Below are 21,514 nucleotides of genomic sequence, written 5' to 3' on the forward strand. Positions count from 1 at the left end.
TCGGGCGGTCCGCAGTTAATTTCCGGCAATGTGCGGTGCGGTGTCGCGGCCGGATTGCGCTCGAAGTCTTTAACTATCGCCGGACAGCGTCCGATCATCATTGAACGTCGAGCGGCTCGGTACCGGTCACCTGTCCGGTGGCGTCGGTGGTGATCTTGTCGACCCGGGCTTCCGCCTGCCGCAGCAGTTCCTCGCACCGCCTCTTCAAGGACTCGCCCCGCTCGTAGATGGCGACGGATTCCTCGAGCGGCACCTTGCCCTCCTCGAGGCGCTTGACGATCGATTCAAGCTCCTCGATCGCGCGCTCGAAGCTCAGTTTCTTGACGTCCATTTGGGTGTTTTCGGCCATATTGGTTTCCCCGATGCGTCCCTTCACCGGCTGAGATTCAAGGATATTTATGCGGGCGCATTGTGGCGGGAATTCACGTGCCCATCAATGCCGTGACGTGTTCCGCCACTGACTCTTTCAGGCCTTGCAAATCATATCCGCCCTCGAGTACGGAGACGATTCGCCCGCCGGCACTGCTATCCGCGACGTCCATCAATTTGCGTGTGACCCAGCCGAAATCTTCCGCCCTGAGATTGAGCGAAGCCAGCGGATCGCGGTGATGCGCGTCGAAGCCGGCCGAGATGACGATCAGTTCGGGGCTGAATTTCTTCAGTTGCGGCAGGATCACGTTGTCGAACGCGGCGCGGAATTTGGTGCTGCCGTCTTCCGGCGCAAGCGGTGCATTGACGATGGTGTCGTGCTCGCCGCGCTCGCCGCTGGCGCCGGTGCCGGGAAACAGTGGCATCTGGTGCGTCGAGCAATACATCACGGTCGGGTCGGCCCAGAAAATATCCTGGGTGCCGTTGCCGTGATGCACGTCGAAATCGACCACCGCGGCACGGGCGATGCCGTATTTGCGCTGGGCGTAGCGTGTGGCGATCGCGGCATGATCGAAAAAGCAGAAGCCCATCGGCTTGTTGGCTTCGGCGTGATGGCCGGGCGGGCGCATCGCGACGAATGCATTATGATGGGTGCCGGTCATGACCGCGTCGGCAGCTGCGACCGCGCCGCCGACGCCGCGCATCACCGCCTCCCATGTGCCTGGTGACATCGACGTATCGCCGTCGAGATAGATCAGTCCGCTTGATGGCGAGATGTGCCGAAGCTCTTCGACGTAGTGGCCATCGTGACAGAGCGTGACCAGGTCGAGCGAGCCTTCGGGCGCTTCCTCGCGCGTCAGCCCGTCAAAGCTGCTTTCGCCGAGAACTTGCTCGACCGCGCGAATTCGATCGGGGCGCTCGGGATGTCCTGGCGGCGTTAGATGGTTGAGGCTTGCCGGATGGCTGAGAAGAAGCGTCATGCAGAACCCTGGCGCTGATTGCGCTTGCGAGAAGCGGCTAATCTAGGGGGTTCGCGGCCGCTCCGAAAGAGCCACGCCACAGTTATGGCGGTGTAATTCAGTTGATCCGCGCGATGCGACCGGCCGCGGCAGGCCCGATCGGACTGTTCGCCTGGAAATATCCGTACAAGGCGTCGATGTCGTAGACGCCGAACTGCTGCGTGAGCCCTTCCTTCAGGCCGGTGAAGCCGTCACCGCCGACCGACAGATAGTTGTTGACCGTCACCCGGTAGCTCGCCGCGGGATCGATGCGCTTGCCGTTCAGCGACATACTATCGGCCACCACGTGGTCACCATAGGGTTTCGCGCCGTCCCATGTGTAGTTGAAACCGTTGGAGACCTGAAGGATGCGCGGCAGTTTCGGGTCGCGCCATTGCTGTTCCAGCACATTCTTGATCTGCATCCCGGTCAGCGTCAGCGTCACCAGCTGGTTCCGAAACGGCTGGCTGGCGAACAGATCACCGTAGCTTACCGCACCGTCCTCCTTCTTCGTCACGTTGATGCGGATGCCGCCGGGATTGGTGAACGCGGCCACGGCTCCGCCATTCGTTGGGTTTTGGGTCGCGGCCAGCTGGGCATCGGCGATGATATCTCCGAGCGGGCTCTCGCCGGCGTTGTTGGGAATGTGGGACAGCGTTTCCGTGATCGACCCCGCGCGGCGGTCGGCGATCGGCGCGGCGAGCTTTTCATATGAGGCCAGCAATGCGGTCTGGTCCGCGTCCTTGGCGTAAACGCCGGTGCGGACGATAACGTTGTCAGCCTTGGCGCTGATGACGTCGCGGGTCGCCGAATCGAGCTTCAGATCGATCGCGGTGACGATGGTGCCGTATTTGTCGCCTGAGGTGACGAGCCGGCCGTCGATGTCGCAGACATAGGCCTGATGGGTGTGCCCGCTGATCACGACGTCGACAGCCTTATCGAATTTCTTGACGATATCGACGATGGCGCCGGATATGCCAGGACATTCATTGTAGTCGCCGGTCGGATAGCCGCCTTCATGGATCAGCACGACGATGGCTTCAACGCCGCGCGCCTTCAGCTCCGGCACCAGCGCGTTTACGGTGTCGGCCTCGTCCCTGAACTCGAGGCCTGCGATACCGACAGGCGACACGATATTCGCCGTCCCCTTCAGCGTCAGGCCGATAAAGGCGACTGGGATGCCGTCGAAGTCCCTGATCTCGTATGGCGGAAATATCGTCTTGCCCGTGCTCTTCTCGACCGTGCTCGCCGCCAGATAGTGGAATTTCGCGCCGGGAAACGGATGCGGTCCCTGGCATTTGTCGATCGGATGGCAGCCGCCATTCTGCATCCGGAGCAGTTCGTCCACGCCCTCGTCGAATTCGTGGTTGCCGACCGACGCGATCTCAAGCCCCATCATCGACAGCGATTCGATGGTGGGCTCGTCGTGAAACATCGCCGACAGAAACGGGCTGGCGCCGATCAAATCGCCCGCCGCGACGAAGATGCTGTTTTTTGTCTGCTGGCGAAGTTGCTTGACCAGGGTCGCCATGGTCTCGACGCCGCCGGCCGCCAGCGCGATCTTTCTGGTTTTGTCGTCGGGATCGGCAATGCGAATTCCACCCGCCGGTGGCTGGAGGTAGCCATGAAGATCGTTGATCGCGAGGATCCTCACATCGACGGGAGCGGCCTGGGCCAGCGCGGGCGCGGCCGGATCAAGCATGATCGTCAGCAGCACCGCGGCGAGGATCTGAAAAGGCGAACGTCTCATGACTTGATGATAGAGGGGCAGTGCAACGATTTCACGAAGCGCAAGCCTAGGCCTTCTTGCGCGAAAAGAACGCCTTGAACGCGGCAACCGCCTCCTTGGAGCGCATGCGCTCGCCGAACAGGTGGCTTTCCTGGTCGATCCGGCGCGTCAGGTCTTCGGGCGGCGTCTTCAAAAGCTTGCGCGAGATCGCGACCGCTTCGGCCGGCAAATGGCAGATCTCGCGCGCGACCTTGCGGGCCTCGGCTTCGGTATGGCCGGGCGGCACCACCACATTGACGAAACCTGCGATGCAGGCGTCATCGGCGCTCATGGTGCGCCCCATCACCAGCGTGGCGAACGCGCGTTGGTGTCCCATGGTGCGCGGCATCAGCAGGCTGGAGGCGCCTTCCGGCACCAGGCCCAGATGGATGAACGGCGTCGAGAACGTCGCGGTGTTGCTGGCCAGCACGTAGTCGCAATGGAACAGCATGGTGGTCCCGATTCCGATCGCGATGCCATCGACCGCGGCGATGATCGGCTTGACGTTGTGTGCGAGCGAATAGAGAAACTTTACGGCGTTGGAGGCGCGCGGCGTGTCGGCGTTCGACGTGCCTTCGTGCAGGAATTCCTCGAGATCGTTGCCGGCGGTGAATACGCCCGATCCGCCGGTGATGATGATGCAGCGGATATCCGGATTGTTCTGCGCGGTGTCGATGGCATCGCTCATCATGCGATACATGTCCTGCGTGATCGCATTCTTCTTTTCAGGCCGCCTGAGCTTGATCACCCGCATCGTGTTTTCGTCGGTGACTATCAGGTGATCCGTCATTGTTCTTGTCCCTGGCCGGTGTGGCGCTGGCGAGTCTTTCCTGGACAGCCTACATCAAGTCCTCAGGCGTCCAAACGGCGCTGGCCGGTTTTCAACGGTGACTCAATGACGCGCGGAGAGAGGCAATGCAGTTAACGGGAATTCACCATCTCACGGCGATTTCGGCGAAACCGCGGGAGAATCTGGCCTTTTACACCGGCCTGCTCGGCATGCGTCTGGTGAAGAAGACCGTCAATCAGGATGACGTCAGCGCATACCACCTGTTCTACGCCGACGGCAAAGCCAACCCCGGCACCGACCTGACATTCTTCGATTTCCCGGCCGCGCCCGAGCGCCGCGGCAGCAACAGCATTTCGCGCACGGGACTGCGGGTCGCCGGAGAGAGCAGCCTTGGGTTTTGGCGGGATCGCCTCAGGAAAGCCGGCGGCCATGCCGGCGATGTCGTCGAAGTCGACGGCCGGCTGACGCTGCCGTTTGAAGATCAGGAAGGTCAACGTCTGGTGCTGGTCGATGACGGTGGCGCGGGTTCGGCATCGCCGTGGGAGCGCAGCACCGTGCCGGCGCAGCATCAAATTCGCGGCCTCGGCCCGATCGTGCTCAACGTGCATGACGTTGCGCGCACCGAACAGGTCCTGACCGGCGTCATGAACATGCGACGGGTGCGCGACTATGCGGCGCCGGATGCACCGGCGCAGGTGCATGTATTCGCCATGGGCGAGGGCGGTCCGGCCGCCGAGCTTCATGTGATCGAGCAGAAGGACTTGCCGATGGCGCGGCAAGGCGCGGGCGGCGTGCATCACGTTGCGTTCCGCACGCACGACGACGTGCAGTACCACGCCTGGACGCAACGGCTGAACGAACTTGGCATCCCCAACAGCGGCGAGGTCGACCGGTTTTATTTTCGCAGCCTTTATTTTCGTGAGCCCAACGGTATTCTGTTTGAGATCGCCACCGACGGACCCGGCTTTGCCTCCGACGAGACGATGGAAACGCTCGGCGAAAAACTGGCGCTGCCGCCGTTTCTGGAACCGCGCCGCAAGCAGATCGAGGCGGGGCTGAAGCCGCTCGGATAGGATGTAGCCGCCGCGTTGCAAAATGCGCACAGACACGCCCCCACGATCGCGCCACGCAAGAGGCGCGGGTTGTGCAACGCCTCGCCAATCGTTTGCGGTCGGCGGAAATTATTTTATTTTTGTCTCGGCTGCGATCAGTTCACTGCCTTCCGCGGTCCTGATCGTCAGCTGTATTTGTTCGCCGCTGAGGCCTTCAGGAATCGTCGCGGAAATGCGATTTCCGTTTTTCGGGTCGGCCTGCACGGTGTCGTCGAACAATACCGCGCCGCCGCGTTTCAGCGTGACGCGCAGCGGCGTGTCCGGTTCGATACTGAAGAACTGAAGATTAACGCCGGACGCCTCGGCCGAGAGATTGATCAAGATGTTCTCGTTCGCCTGCGTCACGTTGCTCATGCCGACGGTTGGGCTGTAGGTTTCCGAAACCGATACTTTGCCCAATGCGGGAAAGTTGGCGCTGTGGAAAAACTGGTCCGACACCCCCGCCCATAATTCGACGTAAGGCTGCTGCGGCTCCGGGTCTTTGCGCGCGTCGGTTTCGTTCGTAAATGACTGGTATCCCCACGTCCACATTTTCAGGCCCGGCGTAACCGTATTGTCGGCGATGCGGATGATCCCCTCTTCGTTGTCGTGGTTGATCACGCCCCAGAAATTCCCGCCCTGCATATCGGGCGCCGCGTAGGCGATGCCCATCGTCGGCCAGTTCCGGAAATAGCGCAGCTTTTCAAAACGGCTCCGGCCCGGACCCAGGCTCTTGTCGCCGTCGGCCAGGTTGGCCGACCAGTGGGGCGTGGTGTAGGCTTGGATCGGCGCGATGATTTCGGCGCCACCGGTCGTTTTGGGGTTGTTTGGGTCCGATCCCGGCGCGAGCGTCGTGCAGGTCCAGTACTCGTAGTCGATCGTCTTGTCCTGCGGATTTTTCAGCACCACGCGCGCATCGAGCGCGGCGCGATCGGCTTTCAGCGTGACATAGGTGGTCGCTTCGATGCCCGTCGAGCCCGGCCTGAACCTCTTCGGCGCCGCGCTATAGGCGAAATCGTCTTTCAGCGACATCGACACCGTCACTTCGCTGGCACCCTCCTTCACCACCTTGAAATCCCACGGCTTCAGCCACGTCTTGCCGTGCTCGGGATCCGGGAACGTCGGGAAGATGCCACCATACACCATCATCCAGTCGTAATAAAAAGTGCCGCCCTTCATCCCGTAGGGCACGCCGACTTCGGCGCGATAAAGTTGTTCGTGGCCGGTCGGCTTGTAAATGATGGAAATAATGCGCCCGCCGAATTCGGGCACCAGCGTCACCTTCAGATAACGATTCTCGAGCACGTAGGTCTTGAAGGTGTGATCGACGATGGTCTTCTCGTCGAGCGACCCGCTGACGAAGCCGTTCTCCGCATCGGTCGCGTACTTGACGGTGCTCCACGTCATCGTCGACTCGCGGAGAGACACTGTGTCGGGCACAGGCGATGCCGCACGCACGACGGCATGAAACGCACCCATCACTGAAAGTACCGCTGCCGAAAGCACCGCGACCGCGAAACGGACACGGGCAGGCGAGGGAGCATGAATTGCCATTTGCGCCGCCTTCGAGTGAGCGGGGGCGATCCTATCGCAAATATCAAATGGCTGGAGGGTCCGGCGGAGAATCTGGCCGTCACGGTGTACGATCGAATGAAGTCGCCTAGGTCTCCTCGTGGCACGATACGGACCCACCCGCTGGTGTCAGCAAGTCGCCGCAATCCGGGCTGGCAAGCGCCTTGAGACAATTGTCGGTATCTGAGGTTTTGTGACGCGGCGGGGCGGTTGAGGCCGGATTCCGGCCGATCTTGCACGAAACCGCCAGCAATGCATGGCGCTTTGGTTTCACTTGGCCTAAAAGCCTACCAACCTCGCTCAAATCCATCGGGCCACGCGGCTGCTCATCTTCCAGGCGGCAGCTCGACCTGTTCGGTTCCGGGCCTACTCAATGTTCCGGCGTTAAACGCCAACCAAGGTCTGCCATCTCGTGACATTCTTGACCACAAGCCCGCCGCTCGCCCGAGCCTTGGCGGAGCGCAACTACAATCAGCCGACTCCTGTCCAGACCGCGGTGCTTGCGGACGCAGCTGCCGGCCGCGACCTGCTTGTTTCGGCGCAAACCGGCTCGGGAAAAACTGTCGCCTATGGACTGGCCATTGCAAAGAATCTTCTGGGCGATGCCGAGCGATTCGAGCAGGCTGCCGCACCCCTTGCACTGATCGTGGCGCCAACGCGGGAACTCGCTTTGCAGGTGCATCGCGAACTCGCATGGCTCTATCAGCATGCGGATGGGCGCGTCGTTTCCTGCGTTGGCGGCATGGATCCGCGCCGCGAACAGCGCGAGCTTGCCGAGGGCGCTCATATCGTGGTCGGCACGCCGGGACGGCTGTGCGATCACCTGCGGCGCGGCCGTCTCGACATCTCGGAATTGAGGGCTGTCGTGCTGGACGAGGCGGACGAAATGCTGGATCTGGGTTTTCGCGAGGACATGGAGTTCATCCTCAAGACCACGCCGGACACCCGCCGCACGTTGCTGTTCTCGGCGACTTTGCCGCGCGGCATCGTGGCGCTGGCGAAGCAGTATCAACATCAGGCCTTTCGCGTCGAGGTCACAGGCGATGAAGGTGGCCACGCCGATATCGAGTACCGGGCCATCCGGATCGCTGCGAGCGATGTCGAACATGCGGTCGTCAACGTACTGCGATTTTTTGAATCACCGAGCGCACTTGTGTTTTGCAACACGAGAAACGCCGTCCGGCATTTGCAGGCGACGCTTCTGGAGCGCGGTTTCTCGGTGGTCGCCCTCTCCGGAGAGTTGACACAGAACGAGCGAACCCAGGCGCTGCAATCCTTGCGCGATGGACGTGCTCGCGTCTGCGTGGCCACCGACGTGGCGGCGCGCGGCATTGATCTGCCGAATCTTGACCTCGTCATTCACGCCGATCTGCCGAATGACGCGGAGGTCATGCAACATCGCTCCGGCCGCACCGGTCGTGCGGGTCGAAAGGGTGTGAGTGTCCTGCTGGTGCCGCCCGCGCGAAGGCGACGCGCGGAAGTGCTGCTGAATCTGGCAGGCATCGACGCCGTATGGGGCACAGCCCCCACCGCGGAAGAAATTCGCAAGCTCGATCAGGAGCGCATGCTGCAAGACGCTTTGTTCGCGCAGGAAACGACCGCCGACGATCTGATCCTGGCGCGGGCTTTGCTCGCCGAGCGGTCACCTGAGGATGTCGCCGCGGCGCTGGCGCGGCTCTATCGGGCGCGGCTTCCTTCGCCCGAGGACATTCTCGATCCCGGCCAAGGCACCGGCCGATCCCGTGACGATCGCAGTCGGGAAAAAGATAGCCGAGCGCCGCGCGGCGACGATCGGGTTGCCGGACCGCGGTCGAAGACGGGGAAATCATCGCCACGCCATGGTATGGCGGAGGGCAGCGTGTGGTTTCGCGCCGCCATTGGACGCAGGAAGAATGCGGAAGCGCGCTGGCTGTTGCCGATGATTTGCCGGCGTGGCGGCATCGACAAGCAAGACATTGGCGCCATCCGGATTATGGACACGACCACCGAGTTCGAAATTTCCGAGCGGGTTGCGGACTCGTTTGCCGTCAAAATCCGGCGTCCCGACAAGGAAGACAACATTCGGATCGAGCCGCTGGGAAATGCGCCGCAGGGGCAGGCGCCTTCGGAACAGCGGTTACACACGCCGCCGCGCGAAGGCAAAGAGACCGACCGCGGCGCTCGTCAGAACAGTAGCGCGCGTGATGAGCGCGGGCCGAGGCAGCACGGCAAGTCTCACAACGAAACCGGATCGAGATTTGACAATGAAGCCGGTCCCAACAGGAAAAAGCGACACCAGGACAAGTCCGACCACGCGCGACAGCCGCAGCTTGCCAGCGCGTCTGCGGTGAAACCTGCATTCGGAAAGAAGGCAAAGAAGGCAAAGAAAGATCGCGGCGGCTCCCAACTTCGTCCCCACCGCTGACAAAACGCGCGTTGAGACGGACGATTCTCATCTACGAAAAAAATCTGTCGGCCTGAGCGAACTTCCACTCTCGCATCTCATGGCCATCTCGCCCTCCCGCTCGGTGAGAAGCGCCAATTGGCCCGAAACTTAGTTCAAGACCGATTTCGCCTTGCGGAAGAGCACGCTGTCGCCGTTCCGGCTGATTTCGAGCGCACCTGCCTGGTGCGGTGTTGAGAAAGCCACACTCTGACCGGGTGCAAGAACAGACACGACACGGATCGGCGTTCCCGCCATGCCCTGCGCAAGGGTCGTGACAACATGGAATCCGTCGCGCTCGACGGTGTAGTAGGCGACACCGGACACCTCGCCGAGGTCGATGCTCTTGGCAGCAATCGGACGCAGGCCATCGGCATGGGCGGCCTCCAGAGAGGCCAAGGCGAATACAGCGGCAACAAGCATGCTACGGATCGACATATCGATCTCCTTTGGGTTGCGACATAAAACCTGTAAAGCGCACGGCATCTAGGCGATCGCGCCGCCGTCGACGGTCAACGCCGAGCCGGTAATGTACTGAGCTTTGGCGCTCGCCAGGAACGCCACAGCGTTGGCAATGTCCTCGACCGCGCCATAACGGCCGAGTGCGGTGATTTGCTGGAGCGTGCCGGCGAACGGGCCGTTTGTCGGGTTCATGTCGGTGTCGATCGAGCCCGGCTGCACGAGGTTGACCGTGATCTCCTTGGGGCCAAGCTCCCGCGCCAGACCTTTTGTGAATGCGACCAGCGCCGACTTCGACCCCGCGTATACGCTGAGGACCGAGGCAGGCACGCGGTCGGCGAAGAAACTTCCGATGGTGATGATGCGACCGCCCTTGGTGAGGTGGGCCAGCGCGGCCTTGCTTGCGACGATCGGCGCGCGCACGTTGACGTTCAGGATTGCGTCAATATCCTCGAGCGAGATGTCCTTCAGCTCCGCCACCCGAAGAATCCCGGCATTGTTGACGAGGATGTCGAGGCCGCCCAGTTTGGCGACCGTCCTCTCGACCGAAGCCTGGACAGCGGTGACATCAGCGCTGTCGGCCTGGATCGCCACGGCCCGACGCCCGTGCGCTTCGATCGCGCGGACCACCTCTGCGGCACGCTCCGCGGATTTCTCATAGGTGATCGCCACATCCGCGCCCTCGGCGGCCAGCGCCTTGGCGATCGATGCGCCAATCCCTCTGCTCGCGCCTGTCACCAGGGCCCGCTTTCCCGTTAGCATCATTGTTCTCTTCCTTTCTGTATCAATCGACACAGAATTATCTAAGCCATTGATTGCCAGCGTCAAGTGAATTATGTGTTGATTGTTACAGAAAGGACGGTAATGGCGATTACCGGGCGACCCAGGGGATTTGATCGCGACGCGGCGCTCGAGGCTGCCATGCTGCTGTTTTGGCGCAAGGGCTTCGCGGCGGCCTCGATGAACGACCTGTGCGACGCCATGAGCATCCGTTCGCCGAGCCTTTACGCGGCCTTCGGCAGCAAGGAGGCGCTCTATCTCGAAGCGGTCGAGCATTACGTCCAGACCATCGGACCTCCGGTCTGGGACAAGCTTGCGGAAGGGACGACCGCTCGCGCCGGTGTTGAAAACCTTCTGCTTGCGGGGACCGAGACGCTGCCGGAATCCGGGGCGATGCCAGCGGGTTGCATGGCGATGCTGGCGGCCGTCAGCGACGAGTGGCCGGCCGCGATTACCGACGTCGTCGGCAAGGTCCGACTTGAAGTGCTGGGCAAGTTGCGGTCGCGCCTGAAAACTGGCGTGGCCGAAGGCGAACTGCCCGCCTCGACGGACATCGATGGCCTAAGCCGGTTCTATCTGAGCGTCTTCCAGGGGATGGCAATCCAGGCGCGAGACGGCGCCACCCCGGCCGAATTGAGAAGCATCGCCACAGCGGCCATGGCGGCTTGGCCGAGCAACGGGAGGAAATAGGCCGTGGGAAATACGCTTCTCGACAGTGGCGAATCGGCACGCATCAGGCCGTCGCTGATGGCGGCCGCAATTGTTTCAAAAATTTGCGGCAACCAGATCATAAGAACCTCTGCTTCCGCGCGTATAGAGCTTGGCCGCGGCGGCACAGATCAAATCACGGTTGGAATCGAACGCGTTCAGAAAGCCCGATTCATCGGGGCCGGCATCTGGTTGAATTCGCCTCAAGGCCTCTTCATTTATAAAAAATGATGCTTCCATCGCGCTGTCGTGTCCCCAAAATCGCACGGCACGCCGCATTGAGTCATATGAACGACTATGATTTGGAAAATCAATCACGGGGTCGAGGCCGATTAATTCGTGCCCGGTCCCAGGCTGTTCTTATATCGACGGCTGTTCTCATATCCGAGGCTGTTCTCACAGGGAGTGGAATCTGCGAACCGTCATTGTTGAATGCGTGTTGCAGTGTTCGCCCGGTCGCAACAAGTAATTGTCCACGGATTTGTCTGAGCGACTTAATGCGTTCAGCCCACCGCCGTTCAATGTTTCGATGCACACTCAGTGGATATATGGCGCTCATTAGGTCAACCTCGCTGACCCGCTCTTACCTGAGATAACGTCCTAAGGATGGGACTCTCTCGGTAGACGAAGTCGCAGAAGCGTGGAAGGTTCCAAGCGAAGGGCCGAGTGACAAGGCCGAGTGACAAGGCCGAGTGACAAGGGAGTTCACGACTGCCACCATCCATTTTACGGAATCCTGTGCGGGCCGCCGGCGGGCGTGATCTTTCCGACTTGTCGATCGTGTCGATCAATATCCGCTGTTCGAGCCGACATCACTTTAATCTACGAAGATTTCGGCTTTTGCCGAAGCGAGGTTGGTTGCCCGATAAGCTCGCGCTCCTCCTTTAATCCTTGGGCTTTAATTTTTGGACTCGAAGCGTAGGAGTTGTGTACTGCGAAACTGGTTATTATAGGAGGGCGTCGTGAGTAAAATTACGAGTTTCCTATCATCATCAAGCATTCTTCTGTGTGTATCGCTTGCATCGGGTGCTTTGGCTCAGCAAATCACGGGCACGCCGGGTTCGCCAAGCGCCACGACAACGATCGATGGCAAGCAGCTTCCGCCGGAGCCTCCGAAATTCGACGGCGTGATCAAGGAAGACGCCAAAGATTCCAAGCCTTACTGGCCACCATCGGTCGTGCCGCCCAAGGGCGCACCAAACGTGCTTTTGATCATGACCGATGATCAGGGTTATGGCGTGTCTGGTACTTTCGGCGGTGTCATCCCGACTCCGAGTATGGATCGCATCGCCAAGGCGGGTTTGCGCTACACGGAGTTTCACTCAACGGCGCTTTGCTCGCCAACGCGGGCAGCGCTCATCACTGGCCGAAACCACCATTCGGTCGGCTACGGTGTCATCGGTGAAATGTCCACCGGCTATCCGGGCTACGATTCCGTCATCGGTCCCGAGAGCGCGACGATCGGAACTATTCTTCGCGATAACGGATATGCCACGTCGTGGTTTGGTAAAAACCACAACACTCCCACCTATCTTTACAGCGCGGCGGGACCATTCGACCAATGGCCGGTCGGCATGGGATTCCAGTACTTCTACGGCTTCATGGGCGGCGAGACCGACCAGTGGACACCCTATCTTTATCGCAACACGACTCAGATTTTTCCGTGGATCGGCAAGCCCGGCTACAACCTCACTACCGATATGGCGGACGAGGCCATCAGCTACATGAACGGATTGAACGCTGCCGCACCGGACACGCCGTTTTTTCTTTATTACGTCCCGGGCGGCACGCACTCGCCGCATCAACCGAAGAAGGAATGGATCGAGAAGTTCAAGGGCAAGTTCGACATAGGCTGGGAGAAGATGCGTGACCAGATCTTCGCCAACCAGAAGCGGCTCGGGGTTATCCCGGCGAACACCCAACTCACCCCTTGGCCGGACAGCCTGCCGAAGTGGGACTCGCTTTCATTCGTGCAAAAGAAACTCTACGCGCGGGAAGCGGAGGTGTTCGCCGCTTACGCAGCCTATACCGACAATGAGATCGGTCGCGTCATACAGGCGGTCGAGGATATGGGCAAACTCGATAACACGCTGATCATCTACATCAGCGGGGACAACGGCACCAGCGCTGAAGGCACTCTTGAAGGCACCCCGAACCAGATGACCGCCTACAACGGCATTCTGAAACTCCCTGAAACCGAGCTGATGCTGCATTACGAGGATTGGGGTTCCGAAAAAACCTACCCGCACATGTCGGTGGCGTGGTCGTGGGCGTTTGATACACCGTTCAAGTGGACCAAGCAGGTTGCATCGCACTTCGGCGGCACCCGGCAAGGCATGGTCATCTCTTGGCCCGGCCACATCACGGACGCCGGTGGCATCCGCACCCAATTCCATCACATCATCGACATCGTGCCGACGATCCTCGAAGCGGCCGGCATCCAGGCTCCCGCCACGGTCAATGGCATCACGCAAAAGCCCATCGAAGGCGTGAGCATGGCCTATACGTTCGACAAGGCCAACGCCAACGCACCTTCGAAGCGCGACACGCAGTATTTCGAAATGTTCGCCAATCGCGGAATCTACCACGATGGCTGGTACGCGTGCACAACACCGCCAGTGCCGCCTTGGCTTTTAGGAACGGCAAAGCTTCCTGAGATCAACGACTACAAGTGGGAACTTTACAACATCGCCGACGACTACTCGCAATACAATGATGTCGCAGACAAAAATCCTGACAAGTTGCGCGAGCTGCAAGCCTTGTTCCTGACGGAGGCGGGGAAATATCAGGTCTTGCCGCTGGATAATTCAATCCTGCCGCGCATTGTGACCCCGCGCCCAAGTGCGACCGCCGGACGAACCGTCTTCACATATTCCGGCGAGAACGCTGGCATCCCTGACGGTAACGCGCCGAGCATTCTCAATAAGGATTACACGATCACGGCCGAGGTTACCGTTCCTAAAGGCGGTGCGGAAGGAATGATCGTAACTCTAGGCGGTCGCTTTGGCGGATACGCCCTCTACCTGCTCAATGGCAAGCCGGTCTTCGTCTACAACTTACTCGATCTGGAACGGTATCGCTGGGAAGCCGGCGTGGGAGGTCGTGACTTGTTTAGCGACGCACTCAAGCCCGGCAAACACACGATCGTGTTCGATTTCAAATACAACGGCCCCGGCCCGGGCAAGGGTGGCACCGGTGTATTGACGGTCGATGGCAAGCTGGTGGCCGCAAAGACGATCCCGCACACGATTCCGTTTCTTATGGCTATCGACGAAACGTTTGACATCGGCAGCGATACCCGCACGGCAGTGGACGACAGTTACAAACTTCCGTTCCGCTTCACCGGCAAGATCGATAAACTCATGTACAAACTTGGTCCTGAACAGATGACGAATGACGAACAAAAGCTCATTCGACACGCACTCGAAAGAGCGAGAGACTAAGCGGAGCAAGGTTCGGCCTATGTCCAGACTCGCGCTGATCCGGAATGGCACTTAGCTGACGTGGGGCTCGCGTTCGGCGCCGTCGGTTGGTCCGGGTTGAAGCGGACGTCAGATCGTCCAGCGCAAATTGGGTGAGGGGGGCGGAAGACCAAAGAGGCCGCAACGTCCTGGCCCGGAGCCGCACGCGGCCACACGAGCGGCCCTATAGTCTCCACCGTATCGCCTTGCTTTGGTCAAACCGGGATGAAGTCTGGGGCAGGATTTCGTCGAGCTGGAGCCTGACCGGCGAAAAATGGGGACCGGTTTCCCCGCGCGACAGACGCCGGGCGTTTGCGCGGCGATCAGACTCAAAGAAGGAAATGCGATCGTGATCCGATCCAATAGGATCATGATCTCGCGTAAATCCGCCAGCCGTCCTTGGGCGGTGACATTGGACTAAGTATGGAGCGCCAATGCAATCGACGCTGAACCCGAAACAATCCGATCCGAGCGATGTGCTTGTGATCGCGCCCGATGTCGTTCTGGTCGCGCCCGGGGATAAAGAGCTTTCCGGCGTGGCGCACGACGCCATCAGCCGTCCCTGGAATCCGCAGCCCCAGGTGGGATCCGATTTCTCCGCCGTCCCACCGGTGCCACCTGTCGATACGACGTTTCGCCCTGCTGATATCCATGATGTCCGGATTCCGGGCTACCGGCCCTCGGGTGGCGGGCGCGCGATACGCGCCTTCACGGCGGTGCTGTTGGCCACGTGCATCGGTGGCGCCGCCATCGCCTGGCAGTCTTCCGGCAACCTGGCCAAACAGATGGTCGCGAAGTGGGCGCCAAAGTTCGTCGTGACTTCATTATTGCTGCCGCAGGAAAAACCGGGAGCGACCGCGCAGCCGACGCCACCTCCGGTTCAGGCGGCAGTGGCGAGCGACGCGCCTCCGCAACCGGCAGCTCCGGCTCAAACCGCAGCGGAAACAGCTCCGGCTCAGAGCGCACCGGAAAGTGTCGCGCCGGCCATCGCCGCGCTGCCGCCGGAATCGGCGCAGTCGATCCAGTCCATGGCGCGCGATCTCGCAACCGCGGGGCAAGAGATCGAGCAGCTCAAGGCCAGCGTCGCGCAGCTCAAGGCCAGCCAGGAACAAATGTCCCGTGACCTTGCCAAAGCTTCTGAGGCCAAAGCTTCCGAAGCCAGAACTTCTGAAGCTAAGGTTTCCGAGCGCAATCTGCGGCCCAGGCCGTTACCGCCTCCACCGCGATGGGCCGCCACGCCGGCGCGCCGGCCGACGCCGACATATCCGCCCGCGCAGGCCTATCCGGCGCCGCAAGCCGCGGTAGCTCCCCTGCCGCCACCAGCCGCAGCGCCTTACGTGCCACCGCAAGCCACGCCGCAGCCGCTCACCGATCCCGAGCTGTCATCGGTGCCGCGGCCGCCGATGCCCGTGCGGTAGCAGTGGTTCTTTCACGCCGCAGGTTCGGCGCCTGAGTCTATGGCGGTAGCCTGCTGTTTCAGCGATAACGATCAAGCGGCCTCCATCACGGCCGGTTCGTGGACCATGAAAATGAACCGCCGCTCTTGCCCCTCAAGTTCTGCAGTTATCTCCTCCTCGGGCTCTGCTCGCGATAGCGCGCGCGCCAGCTCCGAATTGATGCTCAAGTACCCATTCTGCTCGTCCGATTGTCCCTCGCCAATCGCATAGGAAAGCGGTCGCTGGCTGTCGCGATCGACAAACTTGATTACCACACGATCGCCGATCGCCAATCCGGCGCCTGAGCCGAGATTTGCGGCATTGGCGTTATCATCAGCAGGCAAGCTCTCGATCGGCTCCCCCACCACCCGATGTTCAGTGTAACGGTATGGTTCGATCTGGCCGCCGATCGGTCGAATGCCCATCTGCTCTAACGTTGTCAGCAAATCACCGACCACTCCGTCGTTATCAATGATATAGTCAGAGCCGAAGCAGCGCCAAAACGTCCATCCGACCCGTTCTAGAATCCGCTGCCGCCGCATGTCGTCGGCCCAGCGTTCAGGTCCATGGTACTGGTCGCCATCGCATTCGATCGCCAAGCGGCGACCGCCGTCACCCTCAACCACCAGGTCAATGAAAAAACCTTCCGAACCGACTTGCGGCGTAACCTTGTAGCCATGCTCAGTAAGACGCGTGAATAAGTCTCGCTCAAAACCCGACTGACACAGCTCGATTAGGTTCGAGGCCTTCTGCGCCGAAGCTGGCATCGGGTCTCGGAAGTGCTGAATCACCCGAGCTTTCAGATCCCTCGGATTAAGAGTGTCTAGCTCAACGGAGCGCACCAGGTACATGCGGTCTCGTGCGCGAGAAAGTGCCACGTTGAAGCGTTGCGCATACTGCTCAGCGGTTTGCGCGTAACGGTTAGATGGGTCGGCAACCATCGAAAGGAATACAATATCGCGCTCATTGCCTTGCAATGTAGCGCTGTCGCCGCAGACAATGCCATGGTGGATGAAAGCCACTTCGCCGATCCGATCGAGTAACATCTTCTGAATCAATGCTGCCTGATGGCCACCGATCAGTGAAATCACACCAATTGTGCGAGGCTTTTGAGTTTCGGGATTCCTTGCTTGAGAGGGATCGGAAATGATCGACGTGATCTCTTCAACGATAACCTCCGCTTCGCGATCGTTGATCTTCGACTTGCCACGGCGTTTGCCGTCCTGGACCAAAATATCGATCAGCGGCGGATCCAGCCGTTCGCTGGCAGTCGGCACGCGGAGTGGGATAAGGGGTTGCGTGTAGAAGTTCGTCGAGAAACGGATGATCGATTCGACGCAACGGAAATGCTCCTTGAGCATGACGAAATTGCCCGGGAACATCACCCGCGCCAGATCGTAGAGTGAGCCGCCAGGTTCAACCTGGGCTCGATAGGGCATCTCGCTCAAGAAGTTGTTGCGCAAGCGTCTGATGTTGGCGAGCGAAATGAACGCCGCGGTCGGGCTAATCTGCTTGTCGTCGCCGACCACCAGCAACTTCTTCCCCCGCAGGATCGCTGGGAGGTCTCGCGCATCCGACTGCGAGGCCTCATCAAGAATGACGAGATCGAAACTCGCCAGCTTGGACGGCAGCTGTTCGGAGACACGCCACGCGGGCATAATCCAGCAAGGAACAGCATCGTAGCAGTTCTCCATCGCCTCGCGCGCATCCCGCCTGAAGAGGTTGGCACGATTGCCTGTGCCGGCGCCGATCCTCTTGATGATGTTTGCGAAGATGCCGAGTGCGGTCTTGTGCGCATTGGTCATCGTCCGCGTGAGATTATAGAACGTTCGCTCTTTGACGAGTTTGGCGAAGGAGTCGCGCAATCGCTTCTCAATATCCGACCGTTCCCGGTTGAGGCTTTCGATTTGTTTGACGGATCCGCTTCTCTCTAAGAACGCGATCGATGTCGCCCAATCCCAGGAATCGGTCCAATCCGAAGGAAAGCATGGGTCTCGCTCGCCAACTGCCGGCTCGGTCTTGAGCCGCTCGGCCCAGTTGGGCGCCCCGGCCTGCGCGATGGCTCGTGCGCCATGTACGATAGCCTCGAAGCTCAGTGCGAGCATGCGAATACGATTAAGTGTCGCTAGGAACGCGGACCATTCTTTTTCGACCTGTTCCGCACTGAACTGGGCGCAGCCCAACCGCTCGTCAAGGACTAGCCGGCCTTCGGTGAGGCAGCGCACGTCCCGTGCCAACAGACCCGTTAGCTTCGCGATAGTCTCACGCGCCTCGTTCAAACGAGCTGCCCGTACCGTCCTCGACAATGTTTCGGAAAAGTCATTGATCGAGCCGTTATCAGCCATGATCTTGGCCGCATCACCGGGGTTGCGGAGCGCTTCGGTCAGATATTTTGTGGCCTTGGACGTCTTGGTGGGAATCTCGGTGCTTAGGTTCTCGAGCAGACCGAGTAACGTTTCAAGTTGCGGCGGCGAGTCTTCTGCAAAGTCAATTGACGGGGGAATTTCCATCAAATCGCGCAATGCATGCCAACGTGCACGTATCGCAGGCAATTCTCGGCGCAGGGTCACAAACCGCAACGCGTGTTTCCATTCGTCCGTAGTCGCGGGCGGCCGTCCCGCAACCCGTACCTGCTCGAACGGTGTCTTGAAGGACCTATTCCCAAACGCCATAAGACCGAACGGGTTCTTTCCTTCGCAGAGTGCGATCCAAATCTTGTCGGCGGCTCGATCGGCTAGTTCCGGTGGGTACTGAACTGGTCTAGCCAGGAACGATTGGTAGTTCTTGAGGAAGTTACGCATGTCGCGCTGAAATTCATACAGCGTCGGATTGACCCGCCGCATGCGAGCGTCGCCCGCTACCTGGCGCCTGACGATCTCAAGGGCCCAAGGCGCGGAGCCATAGGCTCTTACCGAAACCACCAAGTCCTCGAAGGCCGTGGCCATTTCATGGGCGCGCGACATGCCGACGCTTGCCACGATACGCTTGATCATCATCGCTTGGTGGTTTGGCTGCGACGCTACGAGATTATCGGCTTCAAGTAGATCAAGGTGCCAACCGCCCAGTTCGGCTGCAGCTGGCAACAGGTCGGGGCTTGGTAGTTCCACGTCAACGAATTCAAGATCGCTGCCAGCACGTTTGCGCGCATCTGCGATCAGATCGACCATCTGCCTGGTCAAGCCGGAACTCTCAAAATTTACTTTCGGTCTGTCGGTAAACCAGCCGTGACGATCTTTCTCGGCGACCAGCTTCGTTGCCAACTCGAACGCATTGTACGAGCTGCCGGGAATAACGCCGAAATGCAACGAGGCAAGCGCATCGAGCTTACGATCGATTGATTTCAGTTGCTGCCGGTCTTTCACGATGTTGCTCGAGAGCTGGCTGATGATGGTCTTTTGCTTCGATAAGTTTGCGTCGACCGTGTTGACGATCTCCAGCATAAGTTGGACCGCTTTTTCGATCTGCTTGGTCCCTTCGCGTTCCGATGTGGTGACGCTGATCGCGAGATCGCGGATACCCTCGGGAAGATGGTCGCGAATAACCTTAAGCGCAGTCTCGCCATGGGACACGACTAGCACTCTTTGTCCCGTCGCCAGCATGTGACTGATGATGTTCGCGATCGTATGCGTTTTGCCCGTACCAGGCGGACCCTGAACAACAATCCCGTCCGCCTTCTCAAGGCGGCGGACAATCTGTACCTGGTCGTCATTGAAGGCTTTGGGGAAGAACAGATCACTATGATCGGGATCCAGCTGTTCCTGATTGACCTCCGCGGACACCGTATCGCGCGCTCCCAGCGTGGTCCCGAGCGGCTCATAGTCCCGCTCGCGATCATCGCGGGCACCCATGATCAGTGTGCGGGCGGCTCCGGCCAATTTCACACCACCGCCTTCCTCCGGCGCGACCTCGTCCTTCAAACGCTGGATATCGCGCAACGTCGCGTTGATCGATCGCCGGCGAGCGTAGACGACCCACCGATCGCTAACTACGAGGCGATCTTCTGGCGGTTCCGGCAGCGGCTGGTTCTTTGGGACTTTATGGGTCTCGGGGAGGTATTCGCATTCCGGATCCAGTGCGCCACCGCAAAGCTTCAAGACCGATGAGAAAGACTCTGCTCGGAACGGCGAAATGCCCTCCGGTTCGTCGCGTTCAATGATCTTCAATTGCCGGCCGCAAATTTGCTCAGCCGCGCCAACTTGTTCTTCTGCCAGCTTGTCGAAGGCTGTCAGATCGAACCGAGGCGGAAGGTTTCTCGGGCGAATGATGACGTCGGCACCCTTGTCATCGGCTATCTCAAGCTCCACGCCCAGTTCAATCAGCGGGATCTCGACGCTGAGCATTCCCTTATTCCAACGTGACACACCGACGCCCCAGACAAGTTCAATCGACTCGCTACCTCCGGAGAGAGACATTCGCTGGGCCAGATCGAACAGGCGTTGATAGGCCTGAATTGAAAGCCGACGTGGGAACTCACGATCGGCCCAGATCTGCCACGTCTCCTTCATATAGTCGCTGCAGGTAAGCTGAACATCAGGCCGGTCTTCGAGCCGATAGAAGACGTCAAAGTAAGATTCGTCGTCTTTGTCGCTCGCGGGTTTGAGCGCGGGGGAGCAATCGCTTGGCCTCAGCATACCTTCCGCGATGAGTTGCTCTTTGACAGATGCCGAAACCCGCTCGTGTACTGTTTCATGCAGGGAGGGTGGGATCCCTGGGTCATCCGACGACTCGATCCATTGCACCGTCTCTTCGGGCGGGGCTGGGGGAGCAGAGCGCTGCAGGCGCTGAGCGCGGAGCCAGACAGGGCCTTCGTAGTCCGCTTTGTTGAGCGTGATTCCAGGAAGTTTGCTGAGTTCGTGTTCGTGAAGTACCACCGAGCTTCCGTTGGGCAGCTTGTGTTGGCTCAAGCGCAACGGAACGCGCTCATCGAGCTTGATCAATGCATTGACGTAATCGAGCAGGCCGATGAACCGCTTCGATGCGGCCTCATTGTCAGAACCCGTCACTTGGTCCAACGGCAAAACCCCCATACCCGTAACCCCCCATATACGAACACGCTATTCTAATTGGGTTGTTGTTCACTATGCACTTATACAAATGGTTGAATTAGCAGCGTTTCCTGCTGCTGTCGATAAGCGCCAAATAACGGGCACCGCCAGAGTTATGGCTGTGGGCTACGATGATCTAGCGCTTGCCATGGGCGAGCGATCCAGTGCAGAGCCGCTTCGGCGGAACGATCATCCTTGACACTTTCCCCGACACAGGAATATCCCCCGCCCCGTTCCGCCTCCCAGAGGGGCGTATCGCGATCGTCACGAACGCGAGGCGGGATGCGGTGGACGCAGCAGCGTCGGGCGCGCGACTGAACTCGCAGGGCGGCTTCATTTGAAGTTCGTGAGCGATCAGGGCGAGCGGACGAACGGCGCTAGTTGTGGACGGTGAAGCCGTGTGGTCCTGGCACCCGTTGCTGGTGTCAAGTTGGCGGAGGTGTTGCGAGCCCAACCGGGATTCGATGCGCCCTATTCGTCAACGACGGTGACAAGACGAATTCGTCGCCGAGGAGAGCGCGAAATAAGCCGTTAAAACCATTGCGCAGGGAAGGCCGGGTGTTTCCGGTGAACCTGTGGTGACGACACTCGTGTGCCACTACCACCACCGCACAC

General features: G+C 59.9%; 14 protein-coding genes. 5 read left to right on the plus strand and 9 right to left on the minus strand.

Features of this window, described 5'->3' with window-relative positions; genetic code table 11:
• Window positions 1-97: 97 nt before the first annotated feature.
• The 4 genes from BLV09_RS34205 to BLV09_RS34220 all read right to left on the minus strand — a co-directional run bounded on the left by BLV09_RS34205 (window position 98) and on the right by BLV09_RS34220 (window position 3,925).
• Window positions 98-349: an exodeoxyribonuclease VII small subunit gene (locus tag BLV09_RS34205; protein WP_100386565.1), complete on the minus strand. Its 252-nt coding sequence runs from the start codon at window positions 347-349 to the stop codon at window positions 98-100.
• Window positions 350-422: 73 nt separating this feature from the next.
• A complete protein-coding gene (locus tag BLV09_RS34210; protein ID WP_146690563.1) occupies window positions 423-1,349 on the minus strand; it encodes a histone deacetylase family protein in 927 nt (308 codons plus the stop codon).
• A gap of 97 nt (window positions 1,350-1,446) precedes the next feature.
• Complete coding sequence (locus tag BLV09_RS34215; RefSeq protein ID WP_146690564.1) at window positions 1,447-3,117, minus strand: bifunctional metallophosphatase/5'-nucleotidase; 1,671 nt, start codon at window positions 3,115-3,117, stop codon at window positions 1,447-1,449.
• 46 nt (window positions 3,118-3,163) lie between these two features.
• Window positions 3,164-3,925 (minus strand): crotonase/enoyl-CoA hydratase family protein, encoded by a 762-nt coding sequence (locus BLV09_RS34220; protein ID WP_100386568.1) that lies wholly within the window; start codon window positions 3,923-3,925, stop codon window positions 3,164-3,166.
• Between the two features lie 125 nt (window positions 3,926-4,050).
• Between BLV09_RS34220 and BLV09_RS34225 the strand changes: the two genes are divergently transcribed.
• Entirely contained in the window at window positions 4,051-4,998 is a 948-nt protein-coding gene (locus BLV09_RS34225; RefSeq protein WP_146690565.1) for a ring-cleaving dioxygenase, read from the plus strand.
• Between the two features lie 108 nt (window positions 4,999-5,106).
• On the opposite strand, the gene BLV09_RS34230 is transcribed toward BLV09_RS34225, so the two are convergent.
• A complete protein-coding gene (locus BLV09_RS34230) occupies window positions 5,107-6,570 on the minus strand; it encodes a DUF5107 domain-containing protein (RefSeq protein ID WP_146690566.1) in 1,464 nt (487 codons plus the stop codon).
• Between the two features lie 430 nt (window positions 6,571-7,000).
• Here BLV09_RS34230 and BLV09_RS34235 point away from each other — a divergent pair, with 430 nt between their 5' ends.
• Window positions 7,001-8,992, plus strand: coding sequence for a DEAD/DEAH box helicase (locus tag BLV09_RS34235; protein WP_146690567.1), 1,992 nt, complete (start codon window positions 7,001-7,003; stop codon window positions 8,990-8,992).
• A gap of 129 nt (window positions 8,993-9,121) precedes the next feature.
• Here the strand turns inward: BLV09_RS34235 and BLV09_RS34240 are convergent, their stop codons facing one another.
• The gene (locus tag BLV09_RS34240) at window positions 9,122-9,448 is read right to left on the minus strand and encodes a hypothetical protein (RefSeq protein ID WP_146690568.1); all 327 of its coding nucleotides are present in this window, start codon (window positions 9,446-9,448) and stop codon (window positions 9,122-9,124) included.
• Between the two features lie 48 nt (window positions 9,449-9,496).
• Window positions 9,497-10,234 (minus strand): 3-oxoacyl-ACP reductase family protein, encoded by a 738-nt coding sequence (locus tag BLV09_RS34245; RefSeq protein ID WP_146691428.1) that lies wholly within the window; start codon window positions 10,232-10,234, stop codon window positions 9,497-9,499.
• Between the two features lie 99 nt (window positions 10,235-10,333).
• Between BLV09_RS34245 and BLV09_RS34250 the strand changes: the two genes are divergently transcribed.
• Complete coding sequence (locus tag BLV09_RS34250; RefSeq protein WP_244548889.1) at window positions 10,334-10,939, plus strand: TetR/AcrR family transcriptional regulator; 606 nt, start codon at window positions 10,334-10,336, stop codon at window positions 10,937-10,939.
• A gap of 75 nt (window positions 10,940-11,014) precedes the next feature.
• On the opposite strand, the gene BLV09_RS34255 is transcribed toward BLV09_RS34250, so the two are convergent.
• Window positions 11,015-11,236, minus strand: a complete 222-nt coding sequence (locus tag BLV09_RS34255) for a DUF1488 domain-containing protein (protein WP_244549228.1) — start codon at window positions 11,234-11,236, stop codon at window positions 11,015-11,017.
• 692 nt (window positions 11,237-11,928) lie between these two features.
• Here BLV09_RS34255 and BLV09_RS34260 point away from each other — a divergent pair.
• Together BLV09_RS34260 and BLV09_RS34265 are read left to right on the plus strand one after the other, a co-directional pair.
• Window positions 11,929-14,400 (plus strand): arylsulfatase, encoded by a 2,472-nt coding sequence (locus tag BLV09_RS34260; RefSeq protein WP_146691430.1) that lies wholly within the window; start codon window positions 11,929-11,931, stop codon window positions 14,398-14,400.
• Window positions 14,401-14,852: 452 nt separating this feature from the next.
• Complete coding sequence (locus BLV09_RS34265) at window positions 14,853-15,836, plus strand: PspA/IM30 family protein (protein ID WP_146690570.1); 984 nt, start codon at window positions 14,853-14,855, stop codon at window positions 15,834-15,836.
• A 71-nt stretch (window positions 15,837-15,907) separates the two neighbouring features.
• On the opposite strand, the gene BLV09_RS34270 is transcribed toward BLV09_RS34265, so the two are convergent.
• Window positions 15,908-20,857: an AAA domain-containing protein gene (locus BLV09_RS34270; protein WP_244549230.1), complete on the minus strand. Its 4,950-nt coding sequence runs from the start codon at window positions 20,855-20,857 to the stop codon at window positions 15,908-15,910.
• Window positions 20,858-21,514: the final 657 nt, after the last annotated feature.

It is taken from the genome of Bradyrhizobium canariense (assembly GCF_900105125.1).
GTDB classification, from domain to species: Bacteria; Pseudomonadota; Alphaproteobacteria; order Rhizobiales; family Xanthobacteraceae; genus Bradyrhizobium; species Bradyrhizobium canariense_A.

What these genes read in the sequence shown, in the direction of transcription:
- BLV09_RS34205 (WP_100386565.1), bottom strand. Translation starts at nt 349, where the DNA reads ATGGCCGAAAACACCCAAATGGACGTCAAGAAACTGAGCTTCGAGCGC.
- BLV09_RS34210 (WP_146690563.1), bottom strand. Translation starts at nt 1,349, where the DNA reads ATGACGCTTCTTCTCAGCCATCCGGCAAGCCTCAACCATCTAACGCCG.
- BLV09_RS34215 (WP_146690564.1), bottom strand. Translation starts at nt 3,117, where the DNA reads ATGAGACGTTCGCCTTTTCAGATCCTCGCCGCGGTGCTGCTGACGATC.
- BLV09_RS34220 (WP_100386568.1), bottom strand. Translation starts at nt 3,925, where the DNA reads ATGACGGATCACCTGATAGTCACCGACGAAAACACGATGCGGGTGATC.
- BLV09_RS34225 (WP_146690565.1), top strand. Translation starts at nt 4,051, where the DNA reads ATGCAGTTAACGGGAATTCACCATCTCACGGCGATTTCGGCGAAACCG.
- BLV09_RS34230 (WP_146690566.1), bottom strand. Translation starts at nt 6,570, where the DNA reads ATGGCAATTCATGCTCCCTCGCCTGCCCGTGTCCGTTTCGCGGTCGCG.
- BLV09_RS34240 (WP_146690568.1), bottom strand. Translation starts at nt 9,448, where the DNA reads ATGTCGATCCGTAGCATGCTTGTTGCCGCTGTATTCGCCTTGGCCTCT.
- BLV09_RS34245 (WP_146691428.1), bottom strand. Translation starts at nt 10,234, where the DNA reads ATGATGCTAACGGGAAAGCGGGCCCTGGTGACAGGCGCGAGCAGAGGG.
- BLV09_RS34250 (WP_244548889.1), top strand. Translation starts at nt 10,334, where the DNA reads ATGGCGATTACCGGGCGACCCAGGGGATTTGATCGCGACGCGGCGCTC.
- BLV09_RS34255 (WP_244549228.1), bottom strand. Translation starts at nt 11,236, where the DNA reads ATGCGGCGTGCCGTGCGATTTTGGGGACACGACAGCGCGATGGAAGCA.
- BLV09_RS34265 (WP_146690570.1), top strand. Translation starts at nt 14,853, where the DNA reads ATGCAATCGACGCTGAACCCGAAACAATCCGATCCGAGCGATGTGCTT.